The organism is Cruoricaptor ignavus, assembly GCF_014961145.1.
Classification (GTDB): Bacteria; Bacteroidota; Bacteroidia; order Flavobacteriales; family Weeksellaceae; genus Cruoricaptor; species Cruoricaptor ignavus.
This window is the reverse complement of sequence record NZ_CP063145.1, coordinates 1,542,521-1,563,700: the sequence shown is the minus strand read 5'-3', so window position 1 is coordinate 1,563,700 and position 21,180 is coordinate 1,542,521. Positions and strand designations below refer to the sequence as shown.

Genomic DNA, 21,180 nt, shown 5'->3' with positions numbered 1-21,180 from the left:
TCACAATGATTTTTATTATAAAAAATTTATTTTAAATTTCTAAATAAAAAAAGCTGCCCTAAAGAGCAGCTTTACTGTTATTTACAACTGGGGATTACTTCAATTTCTTCTTCACCTCTACCTCCTCATAAACTTCCAGGATGTCGCCCACTTCTATATCGTTGTAGCCACGGATGTTCAGGCCGCACTCATAGCCTTTAGTCACTTCCTTCACATCGTCCTTGAAGCGTTTCAGGCTTTCCAGCTCGCCGTCGTGTTTTACGATGCCGTCCCTCAGCACACGGATCTTGGAGTTCCGCGTTACCTTTCCGGAAAGTACCATACAGCCTGCAATCGTACCCACTTTCGAAATCTTGAAGGTTTCGCGCACTTCCACATTTCCGATAACCTGCTCACGAATTTCCGGCGAAAGCATCCCCTCCATCGCTTCCTTCACATCATCAATCGCCGCATAGATTACGGAATAAGTGCGGATTTCAATCTGCTCTTTGTCCGCCAGATCCCTTGCATTGGCACCGGCACGAACATTAAAACCGATGATCACCGCATCGGATGCTGTGGCAAGAAGCACATCAGATTCAGTAATTTGCCCTACGCCGCTGTGCAGAATGTTCACCTGGATTTCCGCCGTAGAAAGCTGCTGCAGCTGATCGGAAAGCGCCTCCACAGAGCCATCCACATCACCTTTCAGAATAATATTCAGCTCCTTGAAATCGCCCAGCGCAATTCTCCGCCCGATTTCATCCAGCGTAAGGTGCTTTTTCGTTCTGATGGATTGCTCGCGCTGTAGTTGTTCCCGCTTGTTCGCGATTTGCTTCGCTTCGCGCTCATCATCGAACACACGGAATTTATCGCCGGCAGTTGGCGCACCATCCAACCCAAGCACCGTCACCGGAATGGATGGCCCAGCCTCCTTCATATTTCTGCCGCGCTCATCCAACATTGCTTTCACCTTGCCGTGGTTTTTACCCGCCAGAAGATAATCGCCCACCTTCAAAGTTCCCGCCTGAACAAGCAGCGTGGAAACATAGCCCCGGCCTTTGTCCAGAGAGGCCTCGATAATTACACCCTGGGCGTTCTTGTTCGGATTGGCCTTCAGCTCCAGCAATTCTGCCTGAAGCAAGACCTTGTCCAGAAGCTCATCCACATTGTTACCAAACTTTGCGGATATTTCCTGCGACTGGATATTACCGCCCCATTCTTCCACAAGAATATTCATTGCGGAAAGCTGCTCACGGATTTTGTCCGGATTGGCATTCGGCTTATCCACTTTGTTGATAGCGATAATCATCGGAACATTCGCTGCCTGGGCGTGCGCAATGGCCTCCTTCGTTTGCGGCATCACCTCATCATCCGCCGCAATCACGATGATTACGATGTCCGTAACCTGCGCACCTCTCGCACGCATCGCTGTAAAGGCTTCGTGGCCCGGTGTATCCAGGAAGGTGATGCGCTCTCCGCCCTCCAGCTTCACATTGTATGCACCGATGTGCTGCGTGATTCCTCCCGATTCTCCGGCTATCACATTGGTTTTTCTGATGTAATCCAGCAGGGAAGTCTTTCCGTGGTCCACATGGCCCATCACGGTAACGATTGGCGCACGGAGCTCCATATCCTCCTCATTGTCAGGCTCTTCATCTGCCGCTGCTTCTTCCAGATCGGCATCCGCAAACTCGATGTTGTAGCCGAATTCATCGGCAACCAGTGAAAGCGTATCGGCCTCTAGGCGCTGATTCATTGTTACCATTACGCCAAGTGAGAAGCACGCCGAAATCACTTCGGTAGGGCTCACATCCATCAAAGCCGCCAGCTCTCCCACGGTGATGTACTCGGTAACTTTCAGCGTTCTGTCGGATGCCTCCAGCTCCTGTTGGAATTCCTCCTGCTCTCTGCGGAAAGTCCTCTTTTCCTTTCTGTATTTCGCACCCTTGGATTTTCCGCCTTTGCTCGTCAGCTTTTCCAGCGTTTCCTTGATTTGGTTCTTCACCTGCTCATCCGTAAGCTCTGCAGCCGGCGCGTTTCTTCTGCCGCCCTGCTGCCGCTGTCCGCCGCGGTTTTGTCCGCCCTGGCCTTGCTTGCCTTGACCCTGACTGCCGCGATTCTGGTTATTGTTATTGCTCTGCTGATTTCCGGATGCAGGTTTTTCTATCCGCTTGCGTTTTTTCTTGTTGGCGGAAGGTTTCGGCCGCTCAAACTGGGACAGATCTACTTTTTCCTTGAGAATCTTAGGCCCGTCCAGCTTTTGGTAAACGGTTTCAATTTTTTCCGGCTCTTGCGGCTGCTGACTTTCTTTTGCAGGCTCCTCCTTGGTTTCAGCAGGTTTTTCCGCAGCCGGTGCCGGAATAGTTTCTGCCGGGCTTGCCTTAGGCGTATCCCTTGCGGTTTCTGGTTTTTTGTTTTGAGATTTCTCCCTGCCCCGGCAGCGTCCCTTGCGGGAAGCCTCCACGGCGGACAGGTCTATCTTGTCCAAAACCTTAAACCCCTGCTTCGGTTCTGCGGGAGCTTCTTCAGCAGAATTTTCCTGAGCGGCTTCTGCCTGGGATGGCGCGGGCTGTTCGGGCTCTGCCTTCTTAGGCTCCAGATCTATTTTGCCCAAAACTTTTGCTGCAGGCGTTGCAGCCTTGGCTCTTATGACCTCAGGTTCTTTCTTTTCTTCCAGCTCCAGCTTCTCTTCCGGAACTTTGGAAATGACGACCTCGCGGGAAGCCCGGCGCTGCTCCAGATCGGTAGCAAACTCGGATTCCAGCGCAGAGTATGCCGCATCGTCCAACTGGGAGTTGGGGTTACTGTCTACTTCGAAGCCTTCGCCTTGCAGAAATTCCACTACGCGGGCTACGGAAATATTGAACTCTCTTGCGGCTTTATTTAATCTAATTTTTGACATACAAACTTGCGGTACCGCTATTTGGCGCGGCTAATTTAACTTTTTTCTTGGTTATTCCCGGCTAATCTTCAAACTCGGCGCGGAGAATCTGCTTCACTTCCTCGATGGTCTCCTCCTCGAGGTCTACGATATTCAGCAGGCTGTCGGTATCCTTGTCGAGAACGCTCTTTGCCGTGGTAAGGCCTACCTCCTGGAAGGCTTCTATAATCCAGTCCTCAATCTCATCGCGGAATTCCTTCAGCTCTACATCATCATCCTCACTGGTCTCGCGGTATACATCGATTTCGTAGCCGGAAAGCTGGGATGCGAGGCGGATATTCTGCCCCTGCTTGCCTATCACGCGGGAGATTTCGTCCACCGGCGTGTACACCATCGCGTAGCTTTCCTCCGGGTTGGTTTCTATTTTGTTAATGGTCACATTTCCCAGCGCTCGCTTGATGAGTACTTCCGGGTTTTTGGACCATTGTATCACATCGATATTTTCATTGCGGAGCTCTCGCACCACGCCGTGGATGCGGGATCCCTTCACGCCCACGCAGGCACCTACGGGATCGATTCTATCATCATAAGCATCCACCGCGATTTTTGCTTTTTCGCCCGGTATGCGCACGGCTTTTTTAAGGATGATGGTGCCGTCTTGAATTTCCGGGATTTCCAGCTCCAGCAGCTTTTCGAGGAAGAGCGGCGAAGTTCTGGATACGGTGATCTGCGGCTTGGCACCCTTGAAGTCCACACTTTCCACCAGGGCGCGTACGCTCTCGCCTTTTTTGTAAAAGTCTGCCGGGATTTGATTTTCCTTCGGGAGGACGAACTCGTTCCCGTCGTCATCCAGGAGGATTACTTGCTGGCGGCGTATGTGATGCACCTCGCCGACTACGATCTCCCCGATTCTGTCACGGAATTCCTCGTACAGCAGCGAGTTGTAGAATTCCTGGAGTTTCGTAGCAAGGATTTGCTTCAGGCTGAGGATGTTGCGCCTGCCGAGTTCCTCTATCGGAATTTGCACGCTGTACTCCTCTCCCACCTCATAGCTTTCATCAATTTTCCGAGCTTCGGAGATTTCTATTTCTAGATCGTCATCCTCGGACATCTCGTCTTCCACGATGCGCTTGTTGAGCCAGATTTCGAAGTCTCCCTTATCCGGGTTGATGACCACATCAAACTGATCATCAGTCTCGTACCTTTTTTTCAGCAGCGTTTTTAGCGACTCCTCAATGATGGCGGTCAGCTCGCTTTTGCTGATATTTTTCTCGTATTTAAAGTCGCCCAGGGCGTCCAATAATGCCTGTGTATTCATTTTTACAATTTACACTTCTATTTTTTATTGAGTTTAAAATTTTATGACAACTGCCGCCTTTTTTATTTGCGAATAAGGAATTTCGCGCTCCTCCTCCACATCTACCTTGCCTTTGCCGACATCCTTTGGTTTGCGGTAGCGCAGCATTAGGGCTACGGAATCTTCATCCGCGCGGGTTGCCTCACCTTCTATTTCGGTATCATCCTCCAACTGAAGATTCAGCGTTCTGCCAATATTTTTCACAAACTGGCGGGGCTTCAGCAGCGGCTCCGCAGCACCGTAACTCATCACCTGGAGGGAGAAATCCTGCACCTCCCTGTCGAGGTTGTTCTCTATGGCGCGGCTGGCATCCAGGCAGTCCTGAAGGCTTACGCCCCCATCCCCGTCCAGCATTACGGTGATATCATTCCCAGCGGAGATTTTTAAATCCATCAGGAACAGATCGGGACGGCTTTGCAAAAAATCCGTGAGCAGCTGCTCTACTTTTTGTCTGAATTCCATTTTTTATAACATTTGCGGCTGTTTCTACGAAAAAAGGCTTTCTTTCGAAGGCCTTCAGACATTAATACCGTAAATCGTGTGCAAAGATAGGGAAAAAAGATTTTAGAACCAATAGGTGAATTGTGGCGGGATGAGTGATGCAGAAAACCGCATAAGCGAGTTCCCGCAACTTTAAAATGCTGCGCTTATACCCTTCTTCGGCGAAACAGCCGGTATCCTGTAAGGATTAGCAGAGCCAGCAAAACAATCCCCGCGCCCACCGCGCCTACCAAACCCAGCCCCCAGGCGGCAATAACCAGCGAGCCCAGCAATGCGCCGCCGCCGATGCCTATGTTATAAATTCCGGAGAATATGGACATCGCCACATCCGTTGCTTCGGGCGCAAGTTTCAGCACCTGAAACTGCAGCGCCATCACGACCACCCTCCATCGGCGGATTGCGTGGGCTGAATTTCTCATTTTACTGAAGGAGGGCATAAAATGCTTCAGTATTTTGAATCGGGAAAAATAATAAGGCTGGGCTTATTTCAGAACTTTCTGCACGAAATCCCACTGCACATCAAAACTTTGCGGCACAGATTGCCTGTGGTCTGCAGATTTTATCTCTTTGAAATCCACGCTCAGCCCGCGCTTTTTCCAGTTTTCTGCAAGGCGGCGCACGGTATCACCAGTCACTGTAACATCTTCCGTACCCAGGATGACCAGCACATCGCCCTTTGGTTCCGCCAATTCAAGCCTTTGGGAATCCATATAATCCTGCAGGTGTTTTGTGTTCGGATTTTCCTTCAGCATATCCTTCCCGGAAAGTTGAGAATAAGATTTGCGAAGTTCGGTAAGTCCCATCTTATCAGCGCTTTGAATCATTTCTTTACCTTTTTCGCTCAAGAAATCATCTGCCTTTACGGCATCATTTGCATTTATTGCACCGCCCAGCAAAATCGGGATGAAGCCAAGATTGTCGCCTTCAATCATCCGCAGAATATCTTCCGGTTTCAGGCCTTTAGCCTTCAATTCCGGCGTTACAATTTCGCTGTCACCAGGCGCTATGGAAATCGTTCCCACCAGGCCTTCTGCCGCATTATCCGCAGCAGAAATTGCGGCGTATCCACCCTGAGACCAACCTATATTTACCCATTTTCCAGAAGTCTGGTGTTGAGATTTTACGGTTTTTACCAAGTCATTTACCGCATTGCTCAGGCTTTGCCTGTTCAGGTAAGTGCCTTTAGAATCTTCCGAGCCCAGGCCTTCGTAATCGGGCTGCACAACGATGAAGCCTTTCTGCACCCAATTGTCCAGATAACCTGCCACCATTAGCAGCGCTTCTTCATTGGCACCGCCTTTTTGGAAAAGCGAAGGCGCAGCGTTTCGGGAAATGCCCGTGGTGCCGTGAGCCCAGGAAATAATGTGCGTTCCGGCCTTATTCTGCTCATAATTTTCAGGGAAAGTTACAAGGCCGGTCATCCAGATTTCATTGCCTTTAGCACCTGTGGATTTATATTTTACAAGGTAGGTTTCGCCACTTTTCGGCGCCGCAGGAACTTCGGATTTTTCCTTTTTGGTGAAAATTGCATTCTCTGCGCTCATTTCTTTTTTTGTTAAATTATTTTCCGCGGAACCATCTGTTTTCTCAGATTTATTGCAGGAGGACATCAACAGACAGCCGATGAATACTCCGTATTTAAAGTTTTTCATAATTGAATTTTTATAGTGGGCAATTTAGCAAAACCAAGCATTACAAACACAAATTTTTCCGGGTTTTTAACTTAACACTTTTTATTACCTTTGCCCGAAAATTTCATTTACTAATGAACATTACCATCGTTGGCACGGGCTATGTAGGCCTGGTGACCGGAACTACGCTGGCTGAGCTGGGAAATTCGGTATATTGCGTGGATATCGATGCGGATAAGGTGCAGCGGATGAAGGAGGGCATCGTACCCATCTACGAACCAAACCTGGAAGAAATGTTCCAGCGGAACATAGAAGCGCGCCGTCTTTTCTTTACCACCCACCTGAAGGAAGCGCTGGATAAATCCGAAGTGGTATATCTTGCCCTGCCAACGCCACCCGGTGAAGACGGCTCTGCAGATCTTTCCTATGTGCTGAGCGTGGCGAAGGACATCGGCAAAATGATGACGGATTATAAAGTCATCGTAAATAAAAGCACCGTGCCGGTGGGAACTGCCGACAAGGTACGCGAAGTGATTTCGGCAGAAACGGGCATCCCGTTTGATGTGGTTTCCAACCCGGAATTTCTGCGCGAGGGCTTCGCCGTGGAGGATTCGATGAACCCTGCAAGAGTAATAGTGGGCGCATCTTCCGAGAAGGCGAAGGAGATAATGGCGCAGATTTATCAGCCGTTCACCAACACCGGTGTGCCGCTGATTTTTATGGATGAAAAATCTTCCGAGCTTACGAAATACGCCGCCAATTCCTTCCTTGCCGTGAAGATCACCTTTATGAATGAAATCGCCAACTACTGCGAAAAGGTGGGTGCCGATGTGGATAAGGTGCGACTTGGGATGGGAAGCGACGACAGGATTGGCCACCGCTTTCTTTTCCCGGGCATTGGCTACGGCGGAAGCTGCTTCCCGAAGGATGTGAAGGCGCTGGTAAAATCTGGCAAGGATGAAGATTTTGACTTCAAGATTCTGGAGGCTACGGAAGACATCAACCAAAAGCAAAAGGTGATCCTGGTGGATGCGATGGAAGAATTCTTCGGCGATTTGAAGGGTAAAAAGATTGCTGTTTGGGGCCTTGCCTTTAAGGCGAATACTGATGATATCCGGGAAGCATCATCTCTGGATAATATTAAAATTCTCCTGGAAAAGGGCGCGAAGATCGTGGCATACGACAGGATTGCGGAAGAAAATGTGCGCCGGATCTTGGGCGATAAGCTTGAATATGCTGCGGATATGTATTCTGCACTGGATGGCGCAGACTGCCTATTCATCGCTACGGAATGGCCGCAGTTCAAGAACCCGAATTTTGACCTGATGGCTGAAAGGCTGAACAACAAGGCAATCTTCGACGGCCGCAATATGTTCCCGGTAGAGCTTCCGGAGCAGCACGGCTTTTATTATAAATCAATCGGCAGGAGGACGGTAAATGGAAAATAAGTTTTCTCTAAAATGAATAACATTCAAGTTTACGAACCGAAAAGCCAAAAAAAAAGTTTAGGGAAACTTCTGCAGGAGATGTTTCAAGATTTTACATCTTCTTTAAGCCTCGCAAAAAGAATTTTCATCCGGGACAAAAAAGCAGAATACAGGCAGTCCGTTCTTGGTATATTGTGGGCATTTATCACACCTTTTACCAACGCCATAGTATGGATATTTCTTAGTGCTTCCGGCGCGATAAATGTTACAGGTACCGGCATCCCCTATCCCTTATTTGTCTTTCTGGGAACGATGATTTGGGGAATTTTTTCAGAATCCGTCAATATGCCGCTTACTGGGACAAATTCCGCAAGAGCGCTGATTTCAAAAATTAATTTTCCAAAGGAAGCCATTTTGATTTCGGGATTTTATAACCTGTTGTTTAACACGGGAATAAAACTCATCATTATAATAAGTGTTTTACTAATATTCGGTTTCTTCCCGGGAGTGCTTTCATTTGCCGGGTTTTTGGGTATGCTTCTTTTCATTATCTTTTTTGGAATAAGCATCGGGCTATTGCTAACTCCCGTAGGGATGCTTTATAAAGACATCGGGAGGGCCATACCGATGGCTTTGTCTTTTTTAATGTATATAACGCCGGTAGTGTATAAGGAAACGAAATTCCCTTCCCTTCAGAAGTTCATTGATTACAACCCGCTCACTCCACTGATTAATTCCACCAGAAATCTTGCAATCGGTGACGGGCTCGATAATCCGGCGTATCTGCTTGTTATTTTAATTGCCACTGTATTTATTGGATTTTTTGGCTGGGTATTTTATAGGGTGTCAATCCCTGTGATTGTAGAAAGAATGTAATCAAAATGAAATGAGCGAGGAAATACTAATAAAAGCAGAGCATGTAAGCAAAAAATTCTGTAAGGACCTGAATCTTGGACTATGGTACGGACTGCAGGATTTAGGAGCAAGTGTTTTTGGCTCAGACCAACCGAGGGAATTAAGGAAAAAAGAATTCTGGGCGGTTGACGACATTAGTTTTGAAGTTAAGCGCGGGGAATGCCTGGGGCTGCTGGGGCACAACGGTGCCGGCAAAAGTACCCTGCTGAAGGTGCTTACCGGCCTAATAGCTCCGGACAGAGGCCGGGTGGAATTGCACGGAAGAGTGAACGCGCTGATAGAATTAACCGCCGGCTTCAATCCTATATTGACCGGAAGGGAGAACATCTTCAACAACGGCGCTGTTTTGGGATTGACTGAAAAAGAAATCCGTGCAAAGTTTGATGAAATTGTAGCGTTCTCTGAATTGGAGGAGTTTATAGACACCCCCGTTCAGTACTATAGCTCCGGGATGAAGGTGCGCCTTGGCTTTTCTGTAGCAGCACATACAGAGCCGGATGTGCTGATTTTAGATGAGGTACTGGCGGTTGGCGATGCGGGGTTTAAAACCAAGTCGCTCAATAAAATGAAGGAGATTATGCAGAATGCTGCAGTAATTTTCGTAAGCCATTCTATGCCGCAAATCTCCCGAGTGTGCGATTCTGTGCTCTTTATGCGTCACGGAAAGGAGTATTATATTGGGAACAATGTCCACAAAGGCATTGAAATGTATTTTGAGGAGTTTAAAGGCGAAAAAGGTACCGTCTTAAATAACGGTGCGGAGTTGTCTAATTTTCTTATTAATGGGATCAACACTTATAATGGAAAAGAGAAAGTTTCTGTTTCTTATGGCGATGATATTATTCTTGAATTTGATGTAAAGATCACTGATCCTAAGATCAAAGACTATTCTATCAATATTGATTTTATAGATAAGGATTTAAAATTGGTGAACACCTACATTGGTGATATTGTGCATCATTATATTAATACAGACCAAGGGGAAAAAGTTAAAATCGTTTTTCCTAAAGTAAATTTAGTTAACGGGGAATATACTATTTCCTATATGATTTACGAAAAACAAGAGTTAGGCGGTAAAAATTTATGTGCATATAAAAGCTTTACGCAGATAATTATCAGGGGGCTAGAAACATCTACCTATTCAACTACATTCACCAAAGCTAATCTTTATATTCAAAACAACCCAATCGATAGAATCCAATGACTCTCAAAGATAGACTGAAGTTATTTTTAAAGATCACCGTCAAAAAGAAAGATAAAAGATTATTTCTCCTCCAGACGCCTACCCACATAAACATAGGTGATCACTTTATTTCTGTGGCTGAAATCCAGTTTCTTGAAGAGAATTTTCCAGAGTATGATCTCATTGAAATAAATGAGAAATCAGTCCAAGATTTTATTCAATTCAGGAAATTCATCTCTAAGAACGATATTATTTTACTACACGGTGGCGGGAACCTGGGCGACGAGTACATCCATCACGAGAAACTGAGGCGAGATATAATCACTCTATTCTCGAAGAATAAAATTATTATCTTACCTCAAACCATTTTCTTTTCCGAAAGTGAGAAAGGGCGTAAAGAACTAGAGGAGAGCGTGAAAATTTATAGCCTTCATAAAGACTTGACAATTTGCGCAAGAGAAAAAAAATCTTTCGATTTTGCTCAGGAATATTTTAATAACAAAGTAATACTAGTGCCCGATATCGTACTACAATATCACCCAACTTTTAAGAATACGGGGGGCATTGATAATAAGCCCTTATCTGTTGGAGTATTGCGAAGTGACAGGGAAAGTGTGTTGGATGATAAAAAAAGACAACGAATCATTTCTTTTTTAGAGCAGCAAAGTAAAAAGGTCGTTATAACGGATATGTTCTATGAAGATAGAACAACCGAAATAGATAATGCATCTTTCAGACAAAAATTGATCGATGAGAAGATTAAACTTTTCAATAGTTCATCCCTAGTCGTTACCGACAGGCTACACGGGATGATAGTATCTGCGATCACCGGCACCCCCTGTATTGCAATAACCAACTACAATCACAAAATAAAAGAATCTTACAACTGGATTGCCGACTCTACCAATACTGTTTTTATTGATAACATTGAGGAGATAGAAAATGCTTTTAAAAATTTAAACCAACTTATTGCGGAAAAAGGCAACCACAGAACGCCACAAAAGAATTTGGAAAAAAAATTCGAAGTATTAATAAAAGAAATAAAATGAAATTTTCTTTTGTTATCCCTGTTTACAATGTTGAAAAATATATTGAAAAGTGCTTATCCAGCATTTTAAATCAAAGCTATCAAGATTTTGAAATCATTATTATTGACGATTCTTCACCAGATAGGTCCATTGAAATCATAAAAAATAAATTCCAGGACCCGAGGATACAAATATTCTCAAAACCTAATGGCGGCCTTAGCTCTGCTAGGAATTATGGACTGCCCAAGGCTAAGGGTGAATATATTTGGTTCGTAGATAGCGATGACCATTTATCTGACAATGATGCTTTGCTGAAAATCTTTAACACCATAATAGCAAATCAATATCCCGAGATAGTAATATTCAACAACACAGTCGTATTTGAAGATAATAAAAAAAACGGCTGGGAAAACATAAATGCCCCGTCAAACACAAAAGTACTATCTGGTGCGCAATACATAGCGGAATACAAAATCCTGCCAATTAATGCGTGGACGCAGTGCTACAGAAGAGATTTTCTGATTGAAAATCACTTTAAGTTTACAGAACAAATGTATTTTGAGGACATATATTTAAATCTTGATATCTACAAGAAAGCAAAAAAAGTTATTGGCATAAATTATTCCTTGCTAAACTATTTAAAAAGAGAAAACTCAATAATGACCGGAGGATTTAACCTGGTGCATTTAAACTCTCAGATAAAAGTTTTAAATAAATTTAATTTTTTCATTAAAAACAACGAGCTGGATAAAGACTATTTAAATAATAGAATACAGTACGAATATCAATTTTTGAAAAAAATATTCACCTCTGCTTATAATCCAAATAACAGGAATTTTGAAAAAATAGACAACATAGCTATCCCCGTTACAAAAAAAGACTCCATCGCTGTAAAACTTGAGAAAAAACTTTTTAGGTATTTCCCGAATTTTACCCTGAAAAAAACTTATATTTTTGATTATATCGAAAGAATTGAAAAGAAAGTGAAAAAATGAAAATCCTCCTGCCCTCTGAATACCGCTCGCCGAACAGCTATTTCAGCTGCCTGGTAAACGAGATTGCTAAAGAAAGCGAGATTGCTACCGAGGGGCAGAATTTCTGGACCTCCAATATCCCTTTCAACATAGTGCATATACAGTGGCCGGAGGAACTTTTTTGGTGGCGCGAGGTTTCACAGCAAGACCTAAAGAAACTCGAGGAAAGAATAATCTACTGGAAAAACAGGAACACCAAAATCGTGGCTACCCTGCACAATGCCTTGCCGCACCGCAACCACCCCAATGACCGCCAGCTGTACGACGCCGTTTACCAAAATGCCGACGCCATAATACACCTGGGCAGGCGTAGCTTCAGCCTGTATCCGCAGGCCAACAATTTCTATGTCCCGCATCCCAACTACAATGCGCAGATTACCGTAGATCCCAAACCCCACGAGAGAATAACCTTTCTCTCTTTCGGCAAGATCAGGAAACCCGAAGAAGAACAGCAGATCGTAGACGCATTCCTGCGCCTCAACAGGCAGGATACCGCTCTGATCATCACTAATTCCCTGCTGGGAAAAACACCAAATTTCAGGAAAAGAGAATTCCTAAAAAAACGGGCATATCTGAAAAAAAGCAAAATGCTCGCGGAAAGGAATATAACTTTTAAAACTGGCCAACTCTCAGAACAGGAAATTAATGATTATTTCAACAGCGCAGATATCATCATAAGCCCCAGAACCGATTCCCTGAACTCCGGGGTAGTCTATATGGGGATGAGCTTTGGCAAGGCTGTAATAGGCCCGAATACCGGGAACATCAACGAGATCCTGCAAACCACGGGAAACCCCGCATTCATCCCGAAGAATGTGGAATCCATAGCGGCGGCTATGCAGGCTGCAGCAGAGGATTTCCAAAAACTGGGCAGCAGAAACAAAAGCTTCAGCGACAAAGAATTCTCCATAGAAAAAGTCGCCAAAATGCATATGGATATTTATAGAGATTTATTAAAATAACGCACCTTGAAAAAGCCCCTCCTATCCCTCCTCATCGCCAATTACAACAACGGAAAGTTCTTCCAAGATTGCTACGAAAGCCTTCTCAGGCAAACCGAGCAGCACTGGGAAGCCATAATCCTTGACGACTGCTCCACCGACAACTCCCTCGAGATTATAAAGGAAATCATTGGCGACGATAGCCGCTTCAAAGTTTTTGAAAACGAAAAGAACCAGGGCGTGGGCTATACCAAACGCCGCCTGGTGGAACTGGCAACTTCGGAGATATGCGGCTTCCTGGATCCCGACGATGCATTGGTAGGGAATGCCATAGAAAAAATGAACAGCGCCCATTCTAAGCATCCGGAGGCAGGGCTCATCTATTCCAATTTTGTCATCTGTGATGAAAACCTGAACCCAAGATCTACCTATAAATGCTCCCTGGTAAAGAATGATGATATCAACTTCTATAATTTCGGGGGCAAAATTTCACATTTCGCCACCTTCAAGAAAAGCGTTTACCAAAAAACATCCGGCATCAATCCATTCTTCCGAAGAGCGGTAGATCAGGACCTGTATCTGAAGCTGTACGACGCGGCCCCGGTGCATTATATCGATGAAGACCTGTATCTGTACAGAATTCACACCGGGGGTGTTTCTACTTTTGGAAACGGCGAAAAGGCCTTTTACTGGCACACGCTCGCGGTGCTGCACGCAGCGGAGCGGAGGGGCAATAATATTGAGGCTGTTTTCAGTGAAAACTATGTCCGCAAAAATCTTTACGACCGCGAAAAAGCCGACTGGGAAAGAAAACTCGACCTGCTGAAAAAATCGCGCTGGCTGAAACTCGGAAACAGGCTTGGCTTTGTAAAATTCTACGACAGGCTGTAGTTCTTCCTGCGCTTTCTCATAAATTATACAAAACTTGCGGGCTAAATATAAGGTCTCGCGAAGGACCACATCTTATAAAAGTTTTTTAAGATTATCTTTGCACCGGTTTAAACAGCCATTAGAATAAAAGAAACACCAATGCCTAAAATCTCCGTCATCGTCCCGTGTTACAACCAGGCCCAGTATATGGATGAAGCATTGCAGTCCGTATTGGAGCAGACCTTTCAGGATTGGGAGTGCATCATCGTGAACGACGGCAGCCCGGACGATACCGAGGAAGTAGCCAAGCGCTGGCTGGAAAAGGACCCGCGCTTTAAATACCTTAAAAAAGAAAACGGCGGCCTGAGCTCTGCCCGCAATGCGGGAATCGAAATGGCACAGGGAGAGTGGATACAGTTTCTGGATTGTGATGACTATATGGACAGCGAAAAGCTTCAAAAGTCCATAACGGACAGCGAAACTTTTGATGTCATTCTCACAAATTTTTATATGGTGTCGGATGGCAATGTGACCCCGCCCTTTTGCGACATCACTAAATATGAAGTAAACACGGACAATATAATTTCGCGGTGGGACTTGGATTTTAACATCCCCATCCACTGCGGATTATTCAACAAAAGCAGAATCAGAGACATCAAATTTAACGAGCAGCTAAAGGCAAAGGAGGATTGGTGGTTTTGGATACAGCTGACAAGCCTGCCCCGCTTCTCCTATAAACTCATAGATGAAAAACTAGTCTATTACCGGCATAACCCTAACAGCCTGAGTAAAAATTTCACGCTGGTATATCAGAATATCTTTGATGTGCATAGTTTAATCTATACATCGGGCAACCAGGAGGTAAAGGATATGTTATTCAATAAATTGAATTTCCTTCTGCGAAAAGTTAATAACGAAAACTACAACCAGAAAATATATATCAGAAAGCTGCAGTCCACAAAAGTACTAAAGGCCTATTTGAAAATCCGGAAAATATTCAGCAAATGACAACATCCGTAGCGCTCTGCTCTTACAACGGTGGGAGGTACATCGCCGAACAGCTGGACAGCATCCTGCAGCAGACGGTGCCCGTGGACGAAATCGTGGTTTGTGATGACGGCTCTTCGGATGGAACTAGGGGGATACTTGAAGGCTACCGGAATAGGCACCCCGGGATATTTTCCCTGCACTACAATGATGAAAACCTGGGATACATCAAAAACTTTGAAAAAGCGATAAACCTCTGCACCGGTGATTTGATTTTCCTCAGTGACCAGGATGACATCTGGCTTCCAGAAAAAGTTGCGCGGGTAAAGCAGGCAGCAAAGGCTAATCCCGACAAAAAAGTTTTCGCCCACCGTATAGATGTTTTGCTGGAAAATGGAGGCTTTTTCAAAGGCGCATTTTGGAATCGTCCCGATTTTGATGTTTCGTGGAATAATGACCAGCTGCTGGAATTCCTGATTTTTAAAGGCAATATTTTCCCGGGGATGTCTATGGCGCTTACTTCGGAGGCGAAAGACAAATACCTGCCCTTTCAAAAAATTCACAGGCTGGTAAGCCACGACTATGAACTGGCACTTAAAGCAGCCGCGGTAAACGGGTTCTTAATAATAGATGAGGTGCTGACGCATTACAGAAAGCACGACAACCAGACGATAGGAGTAGCGGCCGGCGGGAAAAAAACACCTAAGGCATTATCGTTAAAGGTTTTAAACCGAAGAGCCAGGGGTATACCTTTTGTAAAACTGCTGACGGATAGCTTTCACCTTGACGGCAAGTATTATCATAATTACAAAAATAAAGTAAAGGACGACTGCAGTAGACACCTGGCATCATTACCCCTCCATAAAAGGATAGCAGCCTTTATCAATTTAAAGTACCGGTACAAAACATTTGACTTATTAAAATAATATGCAGCCCAAAGTATCCATCATCGTTCCCTGCTACAATCAGGAAGGCTTTATAAAGGAAGCCTTACAATCCGTGCTTGACCAGACTTATCAAAACTGGGAATGCCTGGTAACAGACGATGGCTCGCAGGACAACTCTGCCGCCGTGATTAAATCTTTTTCAGAAAAAGACGACCGCATTAAATATTTCTACCAAGAGAACGCTGGCGTCTCTGCCGCAAGAAACAACGGGCTGAGGAACGCCAACGGAAAATACCTGCTGATGCTGGATGGTGACGATGTGCTGAACCCAAGAGGCGTGGAAGAGGCAGTGAAAGAATTTGAAAAAGACCCGGAACTTCTGGTAGTGTTTTCGGACACCACTTCCTTCGGCGAAGGCATAGAGCCGAAAAGCAGTAATTCTGCGCCGCAATTTGGGCTGAAGGATCTACTGCTTACCAACAGATTATTTATAACTTCAATGTTCCAGCGCAAAGATGCAGAGGGCGTTTTCTACGATGAGCCGCTTGGGCAGCCAGGAGAGGATTGGGACTACTGGATAAGGCTGTTCAAGAAAAACCGGGATAGGAGCAGCAATGTAAAGAAGATTGATTATCAAATTTTTAAATACAGGAAGCACGGAAAATCTGCGCACGATGCGGGAAAGCAAGATGCAGCGAGAAGAAAGCGCTCCGGAATTCTGATTTTTGAAAACCATAAGGATGTGATTTATGAGTATTACCCAAATTATTTTCAGGTTTTGAGCAAAATGCTTTTTTACGAGCAGAAACTTGAGAAAATATACAGCAGCAAGCCGTATAAGATTTATGATAAAATCGTAAAACTTTTTAAGTGAACACCTTTACCCACATCATCACCACGCGCTTTAATGTGCCCACGGAAAGCTGGACGACCACAAGAACCGGCCACAAAGCACTTTCCGAAGAGTGGCTGAGAGACCGCTTTGAGATTTTCGGCAAATACTGCTTCCCGTCTTTTAAAAATCAGTCGGAGAAAAACTTTGTTTGGCTGGTGTTCTTCGATGAGCAGACCAACGGTTTCTACCGTGAAAAAATCAAGGATTTTGAAAAAGAATTTTCAAACTTCACACCAGTTTTCGTGAAAGATTTCCCTATGATGGCAGCCTTCGTGGAAGATTTCGCCCAAAGCCAAAATACGGATTTCATCATCTCTGCCGATATTGATAATGATGATATGCTTCATCGGGATTATGTGAAAACGGTGCAGCAATATTTTCAGCCACGGAACGATTTCGTGATTGATTTAAGGATCGGCTTTCAGCTTGCAATTCTTCCGGGAAACAGGGCCACCGTAAGCCAAGCCTACATGGCGGGAAGCCCTTTCGTAAGCCTGGTAGAAAAAACACGGCAGGCAAAAACCGTGATAAAGGACAGGCATCCTGTATATGCCAGATATCCTGATATTGTAATTGACAATAAAAACCCGATGTACATCCAGCTGATTCATCAGTTTAATATGGTGAACAACGAAACCAAAGGCCTGAAACGCCTTGTCTCTTTTCCGCAGCAGGAATATGGAATTGTGGGAGAACGGATGCTGGAGGTTTCAAAAACCGATGCAATGCTGGCGAATTTAAGAAGGCTCTCTGGCAAAGTGCTGAAAAAACTTAAAGTAAAAATATGAAAGCTAACTTCTTCGTCATCATTGCTACTTACAACGCTATGAAGTGGGCAGAGCGGTGCTTCGGCAGTTTGCGCCGCAGCTCTGTACCCGTGAAAACCATCGCGGTAGACAACGGCTCTACGGATGGCACGCAGGATTTCATTAAAAAAAATTTTCCAGAAGTGGAGTTCATACAATCCGAGGAAAATCTTGGCTTCGGGAAGGCGAACAACATCGGCATTGAAAAGGCTTACAAGCAGGGCGCAGAATTTTTCTACCTGATGAACCAGGATGCCTGGATTTTTGAAGATTCGTTTGAAAAACTGCTGGAGGTTTACGAAAACCATCCTCACAAAGAAGAAATCGGGATACTAAGCCCGATGCATCTTGATGGTAGCGAATTGCGGCTGGACCCACACTTCCAGCGGTACATAGCGAGAAGCGTAGATATAAATAACTTCATCGGAGAAAGCTACCTGCAAACCCTGCAGCCATTTTATGAAATGAATTTTGTAAATGCAGCACATTGGCTATTACCTAAAGGAACAATAGAAAAAGTTGGCGGCTTTAATCCTTTTTACTTTCATTACGGCGAAGATTACGAATATGTAAACAGATTGGCATTCAAGGAGAAGAAGCTGTTTTTTGCCCCTGGTAGTAAGGTAGTGCACGATGCAAAAAAAAATGAGGAAAAAATGGCTGGCAAGGACCCGATAAGAGAGAAATGGCTATCATTCCGGCTACAGAAGCAAGCAGTGTATTTTAATCCTTTACACTATTTCGAAGCTGATACTGTAAAGAGAGAGCTTTGGACGGATTTTATAAAATTAATGCTCAAAGGGAGGTTTAGAGATGGAAAAGAACAATGGGATATGATGAAATACTTTCTGCCAAATCTTCAGACTATTGGTAAACATCGAGAAACGGCAATCATTGCGCCACACGCTTTTTTAAATCTTTAATCAAAAAAATGGGTAAGAAAATATTATACATCTGCTACGGTGACTCCAGGTCTCCTAAGGCGTGGTCGAATGTTCCGTTTCTTCTCGGGGAAAATCTTATCAAAATTGGATATGAGCTGATCCGCATTGACATATCGCCAAATGCAAAAATGGAGAATCTCTGGAGAAAATATCCCGAGAAACTTCTTTCAAAATTTTGGAAGGGGCATCAGTACAGCTATGTGAAGACACCGTTGCACCGCCTTCTTACCTACCAAAAAATTAGAAAAGCTGTAAAGGAGCACCCTGAAATAGATTTTGTCCTAATATTAAGTTTTGATTTTTACAATAAATTCAGCACGGCACCTACCATTTTATTGCACGATTGGAGTTATGATATGATGATCCTGGACAGGCTCCAGCGAAAACCCTATTTCTTTGAAAAATGGTTTATAAATTACCAAACTCTGACATTTAAAAATTCTGAAGAAGTAATATCTCTTTTCCAAGATGCGCAGAAGCTAATTTCGGAACGGCACAATGTACCAGTGCGCCACCTTGGTTCTAATGTTGTTAACGATCTGAATGATAATAGGCTTCCAGAAAACGAAATCTTATCCATCAAACAACGATCATACGAGTTGCTTCTTATAGGTTCAATGAAATATCTTGAAGGAGCCCGAAAACTTGTGCGGGCGGCAAGGTTACTCCGCAGAGATTATCCTGATATTACCCTAAATATCGTAAATATCGCTAAAGAAAGGCTGCTGCTGGAGGAGGGGGATATAAACATTAACTGCTATGGATACCTGGATAAAGGTAACCCTACAGAACGAAAGCAATACTACAATCTTGTAACCAATGCCAGAATCCTTGTAAACCCGTCCGAAACTTGGGCGGCATACTCCAGCACTGTAGAGTGTATGTATAACTATACGCCTATAATAATAAAGCCATATGAGGCGTTTGAGATGGATTACGGAAAAGAAAACAATTTTGGTATTTATCTCGAAAATACAGAGGTAAATACCGTAGCTGCAGCTATCCGCAAAATTTTTGAAATGACCGAAGAAGATTACCGTGCACTCTGCCTAAACGCCCACGAAAAAGTAAAAGACCAGACATGGGATGTCTATGCTGAAAAAATGGCCGCACTGATGGAAGGTATAAAATAATCTGTAATAATGGAAAAACTTCCCATCAGCATCTGCATCCTTTCCTGGAATAACCGCGTATCTCTGGAAAATTCCCTGAAATCCTACCAGAAAAACGGGCTTCTGGATCTGTCGGACGACATCACCATCCTCTTTCAGGAAGGCAGCACACACGATGAAAAACTGGCGAAGAAATTCGGTGTAAAATTCATCAGCCTGAAAGAAAACATCGGCATAGGCAAAGGAATCATCAGGCTTGCAGAAAATGCAGGATACGAGCATTTCCTTTTCCTGGAGAACGATTGGGAATTAGTGGAAAACTGCGAAACACTTTCCGCAGAACTCAGCGAAGGCCTGGAACTTCTGAACAACGGCTTTCACATCATCCGTTTCAGGAGCCGGAAAAAGCCCGGGCATCCGCTATATTCCATCAGGCACAAAGGCAACGAGCTGAATTATTACGACGACTGGCACAAAGTATCTTCACCGCACTTGCTTGAATCGCTGCACTGGCTGGATCCCGCCGAGCAATTTCCGGATAAAATCCAGAAGAAAGGAAAATTTTTTGTAACTACATCCCGCTGGGCCAACTGGACGAACAATCCCTTCCTGATGCGGAAAGAATTATTTTTGCAGAAAATTGCGCCCTTTGCAGGAGAGGGCGTGCAGTTTGAAAGAATCATCGCACCGTGGTGGGTACAGCAAGATTTTAAAATTGCACAGGGCGAAGGCTTGTTTATGCACAACGACCTGAAGAAATATCCTACGCCGCGCATTTTGGCGAGAATTAAAAAACGAATCAGGCGACTATTGAATTGGTAGAAATATGAAAATCCTTTTTCACGAGAACGAGCTGAACTACCGCGGGCAATCTACCGCGCTGTACGATTATGCACATTTCAGTGAAGAATTCCTGGGGCATCAGGCCGTCATTATTTACAACAAAACCCTGCCCACCAATCATCCTGCCGGCATCGAAAAATTCAAAAAACGCTTCGAAGTTCTGGAATATTCTGACCCGAATGAAATTGACGGCTTCATCCGCAAAGGAAATTTCGACCTGTTCTACAATATTAAAAACGGTAATATCGACGGCATCGACACCAAGGAATGCCGAAGCGCCGTGCACACGGTTTTCAAATACTACGAGCCGCACGGCGATGTGTACGCCTATGTTTCGGAATGGCTGTCTCAGGTGATGACTGGTGGCAAAGCACCCTTCGTACCGCATATGGTGAACATCCCGCTAAGTACGTACGAAAACTTGCGAAGCGAACTGAACATACCGCAGAATGCCAAAGTATTCGGCTATTACGGCGGCGCCGCAAGCTTCAACATAAAATTTGCGCAGGAAGTGGTGGAGAAAACCGCGAGGAAGTACCGCGATATTTTTTTCATCTTTATGGGCGTAAGCCCTTTCGTGAAAAAATCCTGGTGGAGAAGCCTGCCGAAAAACATCATCTTCCTGCCGCCTTCATCGGATATGCTGCAAAAGGTGAAATTCATCAACACCTGCGACGCACTGCTTCACGCCAGAGAGCGCGGCGAAACCTTCGGCATTACCGTGGCGGAATTTGCGCTGATGGGCAAGCCTGTGATTACCTTTGCCGGTGCGCCGGAAAAAGCGCACATAATGGAGCTTGGCGAGGAGGCGTACTACTATACCGACAAGCGCAGCCTACAGGAAATACTGCTGGATGCGGATTTAACGAAAAACGCAGCCCACCGTTTTAAAAAATTTTTGCCGGAAACCGTGATGAAGAAGTTTAACGAAGTTTTTTTGAGATATAATCAATAAT

The 21,180-nt window shown here is 44.8% G+C and carries 20 protein-coding genes; 15 read left to right on the top strand and 5 right to left on the bottom strand.

Translation table 11 applies throughout. The features are described 5' to 3' along the window. Positions 1-94: 94 nt before the first annotated feature. From infB to IMZ16_RS07560, 5 genes are all read right to left on the bottom strand, one after another. Positions 95-2,884, bottom strand: a complete 2,790-nt coding sequence (gene infB / locus IMZ16_RS07580; protein WP_193439545.1) for a translation initiation factor IF-2 — start codon at positions 2,882-2,884, stop codon at positions 95-97. A gap of 61 nt (positions 2,885-2,945) precedes the next feature. Next, positions 2,946-4,181, bottom strand: a complete 1,236-nt coding sequence (nusA, locus tag IMZ16_RS07575; protein ID WP_073179168.1) for a transcription termination factor NusA — start codon at positions 4,179-4,181, stop codon at positions 2,946-2,948. 33 nt (positions 4,182-4,214) lie between these two features. Continuing rightward, positions 4,215-4,682 (bottom strand): ribosome assembly cofactor RimP, encoded by a 468-nt coding sequence (gene rimP, locus IMZ16_RS07570; protein ID WP_193439544.1) that lies wholly within the window; start codon positions 4,680-4,682, stop codon positions 4,215-4,217. 185 nt (positions 4,683-4,867) lie between these two features. Further along, complete coding sequence (locus IMZ16_RS07565; RefSeq protein ID WP_193439543.1) at positions 4,868-5,140, bottom strand: hypothetical protein; 273 nt, start codon at positions 5,138-5,140, stop codon at positions 4,868-4,870. A 63-nt stretch (positions 5,141-5,203) separates the two neighbouring features. Then, positions 5,204-6,373 (bottom strand): lipase family protein, encoded by a 1,170-nt coding sequence (locus IMZ16_RS07560; protein ID WP_193439542.1) that lies wholly within the window; start codon positions 6,371-6,373, stop codon positions 5,204-5,206. A 113-nt stretch (positions 6,374-6,486) separates the two neighbouring features. Between IMZ16_RS07560 and IMZ16_RS07555 the strand changes: the two genes are divergently transcribed. The 15 genes from IMZ16_RS07555 (at position 6,487) to IMZ16_RS07485 (ending at position 21,179) form a co-directional block, all read left to right on the top strand. Then, positions 6,487-7,800, top strand: coding sequence for a UDP-glucose dehydrogenase family protein (locus IMZ16_RS07555; RefSeq protein ID WP_193439541.1), 1,314 nt, complete (start codon positions 6,487-6,489; stop codon positions 7,798-7,800). A 12-nt stretch (positions 7,801-7,812) separates the two neighbouring features. After that, entirely contained in the window at positions 7,813-8,655 is an 843-nt protein-coding gene (locus IMZ16_RS07550) for an ABC transporter permease (RefSeq protein ID WP_227411492.1), read from the top strand. A gap of 10 nt (positions 8,656-8,665) precedes the next feature. Beyond that, positions 8,666-9,898 carry an ABC transporter ATP-binding protein gene (locus IMZ16_RS07545; RefSeq protein ID WP_193439540.1) on the top strand — a complete coding sequence of 411 codons (1,233 nt, stop codon included), beginning with the start codon at positions 8,666-8,668 and terminating at the stop codon, positions 9,896-9,898. Then, positions 9,895-10,926 (top strand): polysaccharide pyruvyl transferase family protein, encoded by a 1,032-nt coding sequence (locus IMZ16_RS07540; protein WP_193439539.1) that lies wholly within the window; start codon positions 9,895-9,897, stop codon positions 10,924-10,926. The genes IMZ16_RS07545 and IMZ16_RS07540 overlap by 4 nt, the downstream gene beginning before the upstream one ends. Then, positions 10,923-11,900, top strand: a complete 978-nt coding sequence (locus IMZ16_RS07535; RefSeq protein WP_193439538.1) for a glycosyltransferase family 2 protein — start codon at positions 10,923-10,925, stop codon at positions 11,898-11,900. The genes IMZ16_RS07540 and IMZ16_RS07535 overlap by 4 nt, the downstream gene beginning before the upstream one ends. Then, the gene (locus IMZ16_RS07530) at positions 11,897-12,901 is read left to right on the top strand and encodes a glycosyltransferase (RefSeq protein ID WP_193439537.1); all 1,005 of its coding nucleotides are present in this window, start codon (positions 11,897-11,899) and stop codon (positions 12,899-12,901) included. Before IMZ16_RS07535 ends, IMZ16_RS07530 begins: the two co-directional genes overlap by 4 nt. Positions 12,902-12,907: 6 nt before the next feature. Next, positions 12,908-13,771, top strand: a complete 864-nt coding sequence (locus IMZ16_RS07525) for a glycosyltransferase family 2 protein (RefSeq protein WP_193439536.1) — start codon at positions 12,908-12,910, stop codon at positions 13,769-13,771. A 138-nt stretch (positions 13,772-13,909) separates the two neighbouring features. After that, positions 13,910-14,758: a glycosyltransferase family 2 protein gene (locus IMZ16_RS07520; protein WP_193439535.1), complete on the top strand. Its 849-nt coding sequence runs from the start codon at positions 13,910-13,912 to the stop codon at positions 14,756-14,758. Further along, positions 14,755-15,663 carry a glycosyltransferase gene (locus IMZ16_RS07515; RefSeq protein ID WP_193439534.1) on the top strand — a complete coding sequence of 303 codons (909 nt, stop codon included), beginning with the start codon at positions 14,755-14,757 and terminating at the stop codon, positions 15,661-15,663. Before IMZ16_RS07520 ends, IMZ16_RS07515 begins: the two co-directional genes overlap by 4 nt. 1 nt (position 15,664) lies before the next feature. After that, entirely contained in the window at positions 15,665-16,498 is an 834-nt protein-coding gene (locus IMZ16_RS07510; protein WP_193439533.1) for a glycosyltransferase family 2 protein, read from the top strand. After that, on the top strand, positions 16,495-17,307 hold the full coding sequence (locus tag IMZ16_RS07505) for a glycosyltransferase (protein WP_193439532.1): 813 nt from the start codon (positions 16,495-16,497) through the stop codon (positions 17,305-17,307). Before IMZ16_RS07510 ends, IMZ16_RS07505 begins: the two co-directional genes overlap by 4 nt. Beyond that, on the top strand, positions 17,304-18,248 hold the full coding sequence (locus IMZ16_RS07500) for a glycosyltransferase family 2 protein (RefSeq protein WP_193439531.1): 945 nt from the start codon (positions 17,304-17,306) through the stop codon (positions 18,246-18,248). Before IMZ16_RS07505 ends, IMZ16_RS07500 begins: the two co-directional genes overlap by 4 nt. 8 nt (positions 18,249-18,256) lie before the next feature. After that, on the top strand, positions 18,257-19,402 hold the full coding sequence (locus IMZ16_RS07495) for a glycosyltransferase family 4 protein (protein WP_193439530.1): 1,146 nt from the start codon (positions 18,257-18,259) through the stop codon (positions 19,400-19,402). A gap of 9 nt (positions 19,403-19,411) precedes the next feature. Continuing rightward, complete coding sequence (locus IMZ16_RS07490) at positions 19,412-20,203, top strand: glycosyltransferase family 2 protein (protein WP_193439529.1); 792 nt, start codon at positions 19,412-19,414, stop codon at positions 20,201-20,203. 4 nt (positions 20,204-20,207) lie between these two features. Continuing rightward, a complete protein-coding gene (locus IMZ16_RS07485) occupies positions 20,208-21,179 on the top strand; it encodes a glycosyltransferase (RefSeq protein ID WP_193439528.1) in 972 nt (323 codons plus the stop codon). The last annotated feature ends 1 nt before the right edge of the window (position 21,180 follow it).

Excerpts from the sequence above, each read along its gene's own strand:
- infB (WP_193439545.1), bottom strand. The coding sequence starts at position 2,884 with ATGTCAAAAATTAGATTAAATAAAGCCGCAAGAGAGTTCAATATTTCC.
- nusA (WP_073179168.1), bottom strand. The coding sequence starts at position 4,181 with ATGAATACACAGGCATTATTGGACGCCCTGGGCGACTTTAAATACGAG.
- rimP (WP_193439544.1), bottom strand. The coding sequence starts at position 4,682 with ATGGAATTCAGACAAAAAGTAGAGCAGCTGCTCACGGATTTTTTGCAA.
- IMZ16_RS07565 (WP_193439543.1), bottom strand. The coding sequence starts at position 5,140 with ATGAGAAATTCAGCCCACGCAATCCGCCGATGGAGGGTGGTCGTGATG.
- IMZ16_RS07560 (WP_193439542.1), bottom strand. The coding sequence starts at position 6,373 with ATGAAAAACTTTAAATACGGAGTATTCATCGGCTGTCTGTTGATGTCC.
- IMZ16_RS07555 (WP_193439541.1), top strand. The coding sequence starts at position 6,487 with ATGAACATTACCATCGTTGGCACGGGCTATGTAGGCCTGGTGACCGGA.
- IMZ16_RS07550 (WP_227411492.1), top strand. The coding sequence starts at position 7,813 with ATGAATAACATTCAAGTTTACGAACCGAAAAGCCAAAAAAAAAGTTTA.
- IMZ16_RS07545 (WP_193439540.1), top strand. The coding sequence starts at position 8,666 with ATGAGCGAGGAAATACTAATAAAAGCAGAGCATGTAAGCAAAAAATTC.
- IMZ16_RS07540 (WP_193439539.1), top strand. The coding sequence starts at position 9,895 with ATGACTCTCAAAGATAGACTGAAGTTATTTTTAAAGATCACCGTCAAA.
- IMZ16_RS07535 (WP_193439538.1), top strand. The coding sequence starts at position 10,923 with ATGAAATTTTCTTTTGTTATCCCTGTTTACAATGTTGAAAAATATATT.
- IMZ16_RS07530 (WP_193439537.1), top strand. The coding sequence starts at position 11,897 with ATGAAAATCCTCCTGCCCTCTGAATACCGCTCGCCGAACAGCTATTTC.
- IMZ16_RS07520 (WP_193439535.1), top strand. The coding sequence starts at position 13,910 with ATGCCTAAAATCTCCGTCATCGTCCCGTGTTACAACCAGGCCCAGTAT.
- IMZ16_RS07515 (WP_193439534.1), top strand. The coding sequence starts at position 14,755 with ATGACAACATCCGTAGCGCTCTGCTCTTACAACGGTGGGAGGTACATC.
- IMZ16_RS07510 (WP_193439533.1), top strand. The coding sequence starts at position 15,665 with ATGCAGCCCAAAGTATCCATCATCGTTCCCTGCTACAATCAGGAAGGC.
- IMZ16_RS07500 (WP_193439531.1), top strand. The coding sequence starts at position 17,304 with ATGAAAGCTAACTTCTTCGTCATCATTGCTACTTACAACGCTATGAAG.
- IMZ16_RS07495 (WP_193439530.1), top strand. The coding sequence starts at position 18,257 with ATGGGTAAGAAAATATTATACATCTGCTACGGTGACTCCAGGTCTCCT.
- IMZ16_RS07490 (WP_193439529.1), top strand. The coding sequence starts at position 19,412 with ATGGAAAAACTTCCCATCAGCATCTGCATCCTTTCCTGGAATAACCGC.
- IMZ16_RS07485 (WP_193439528.1), top strand. The coding sequence starts at position 20,208 with ATGAAAATCCTTTTTCACGAGAACGAGCTGAACTACCGCGGGCAATCT.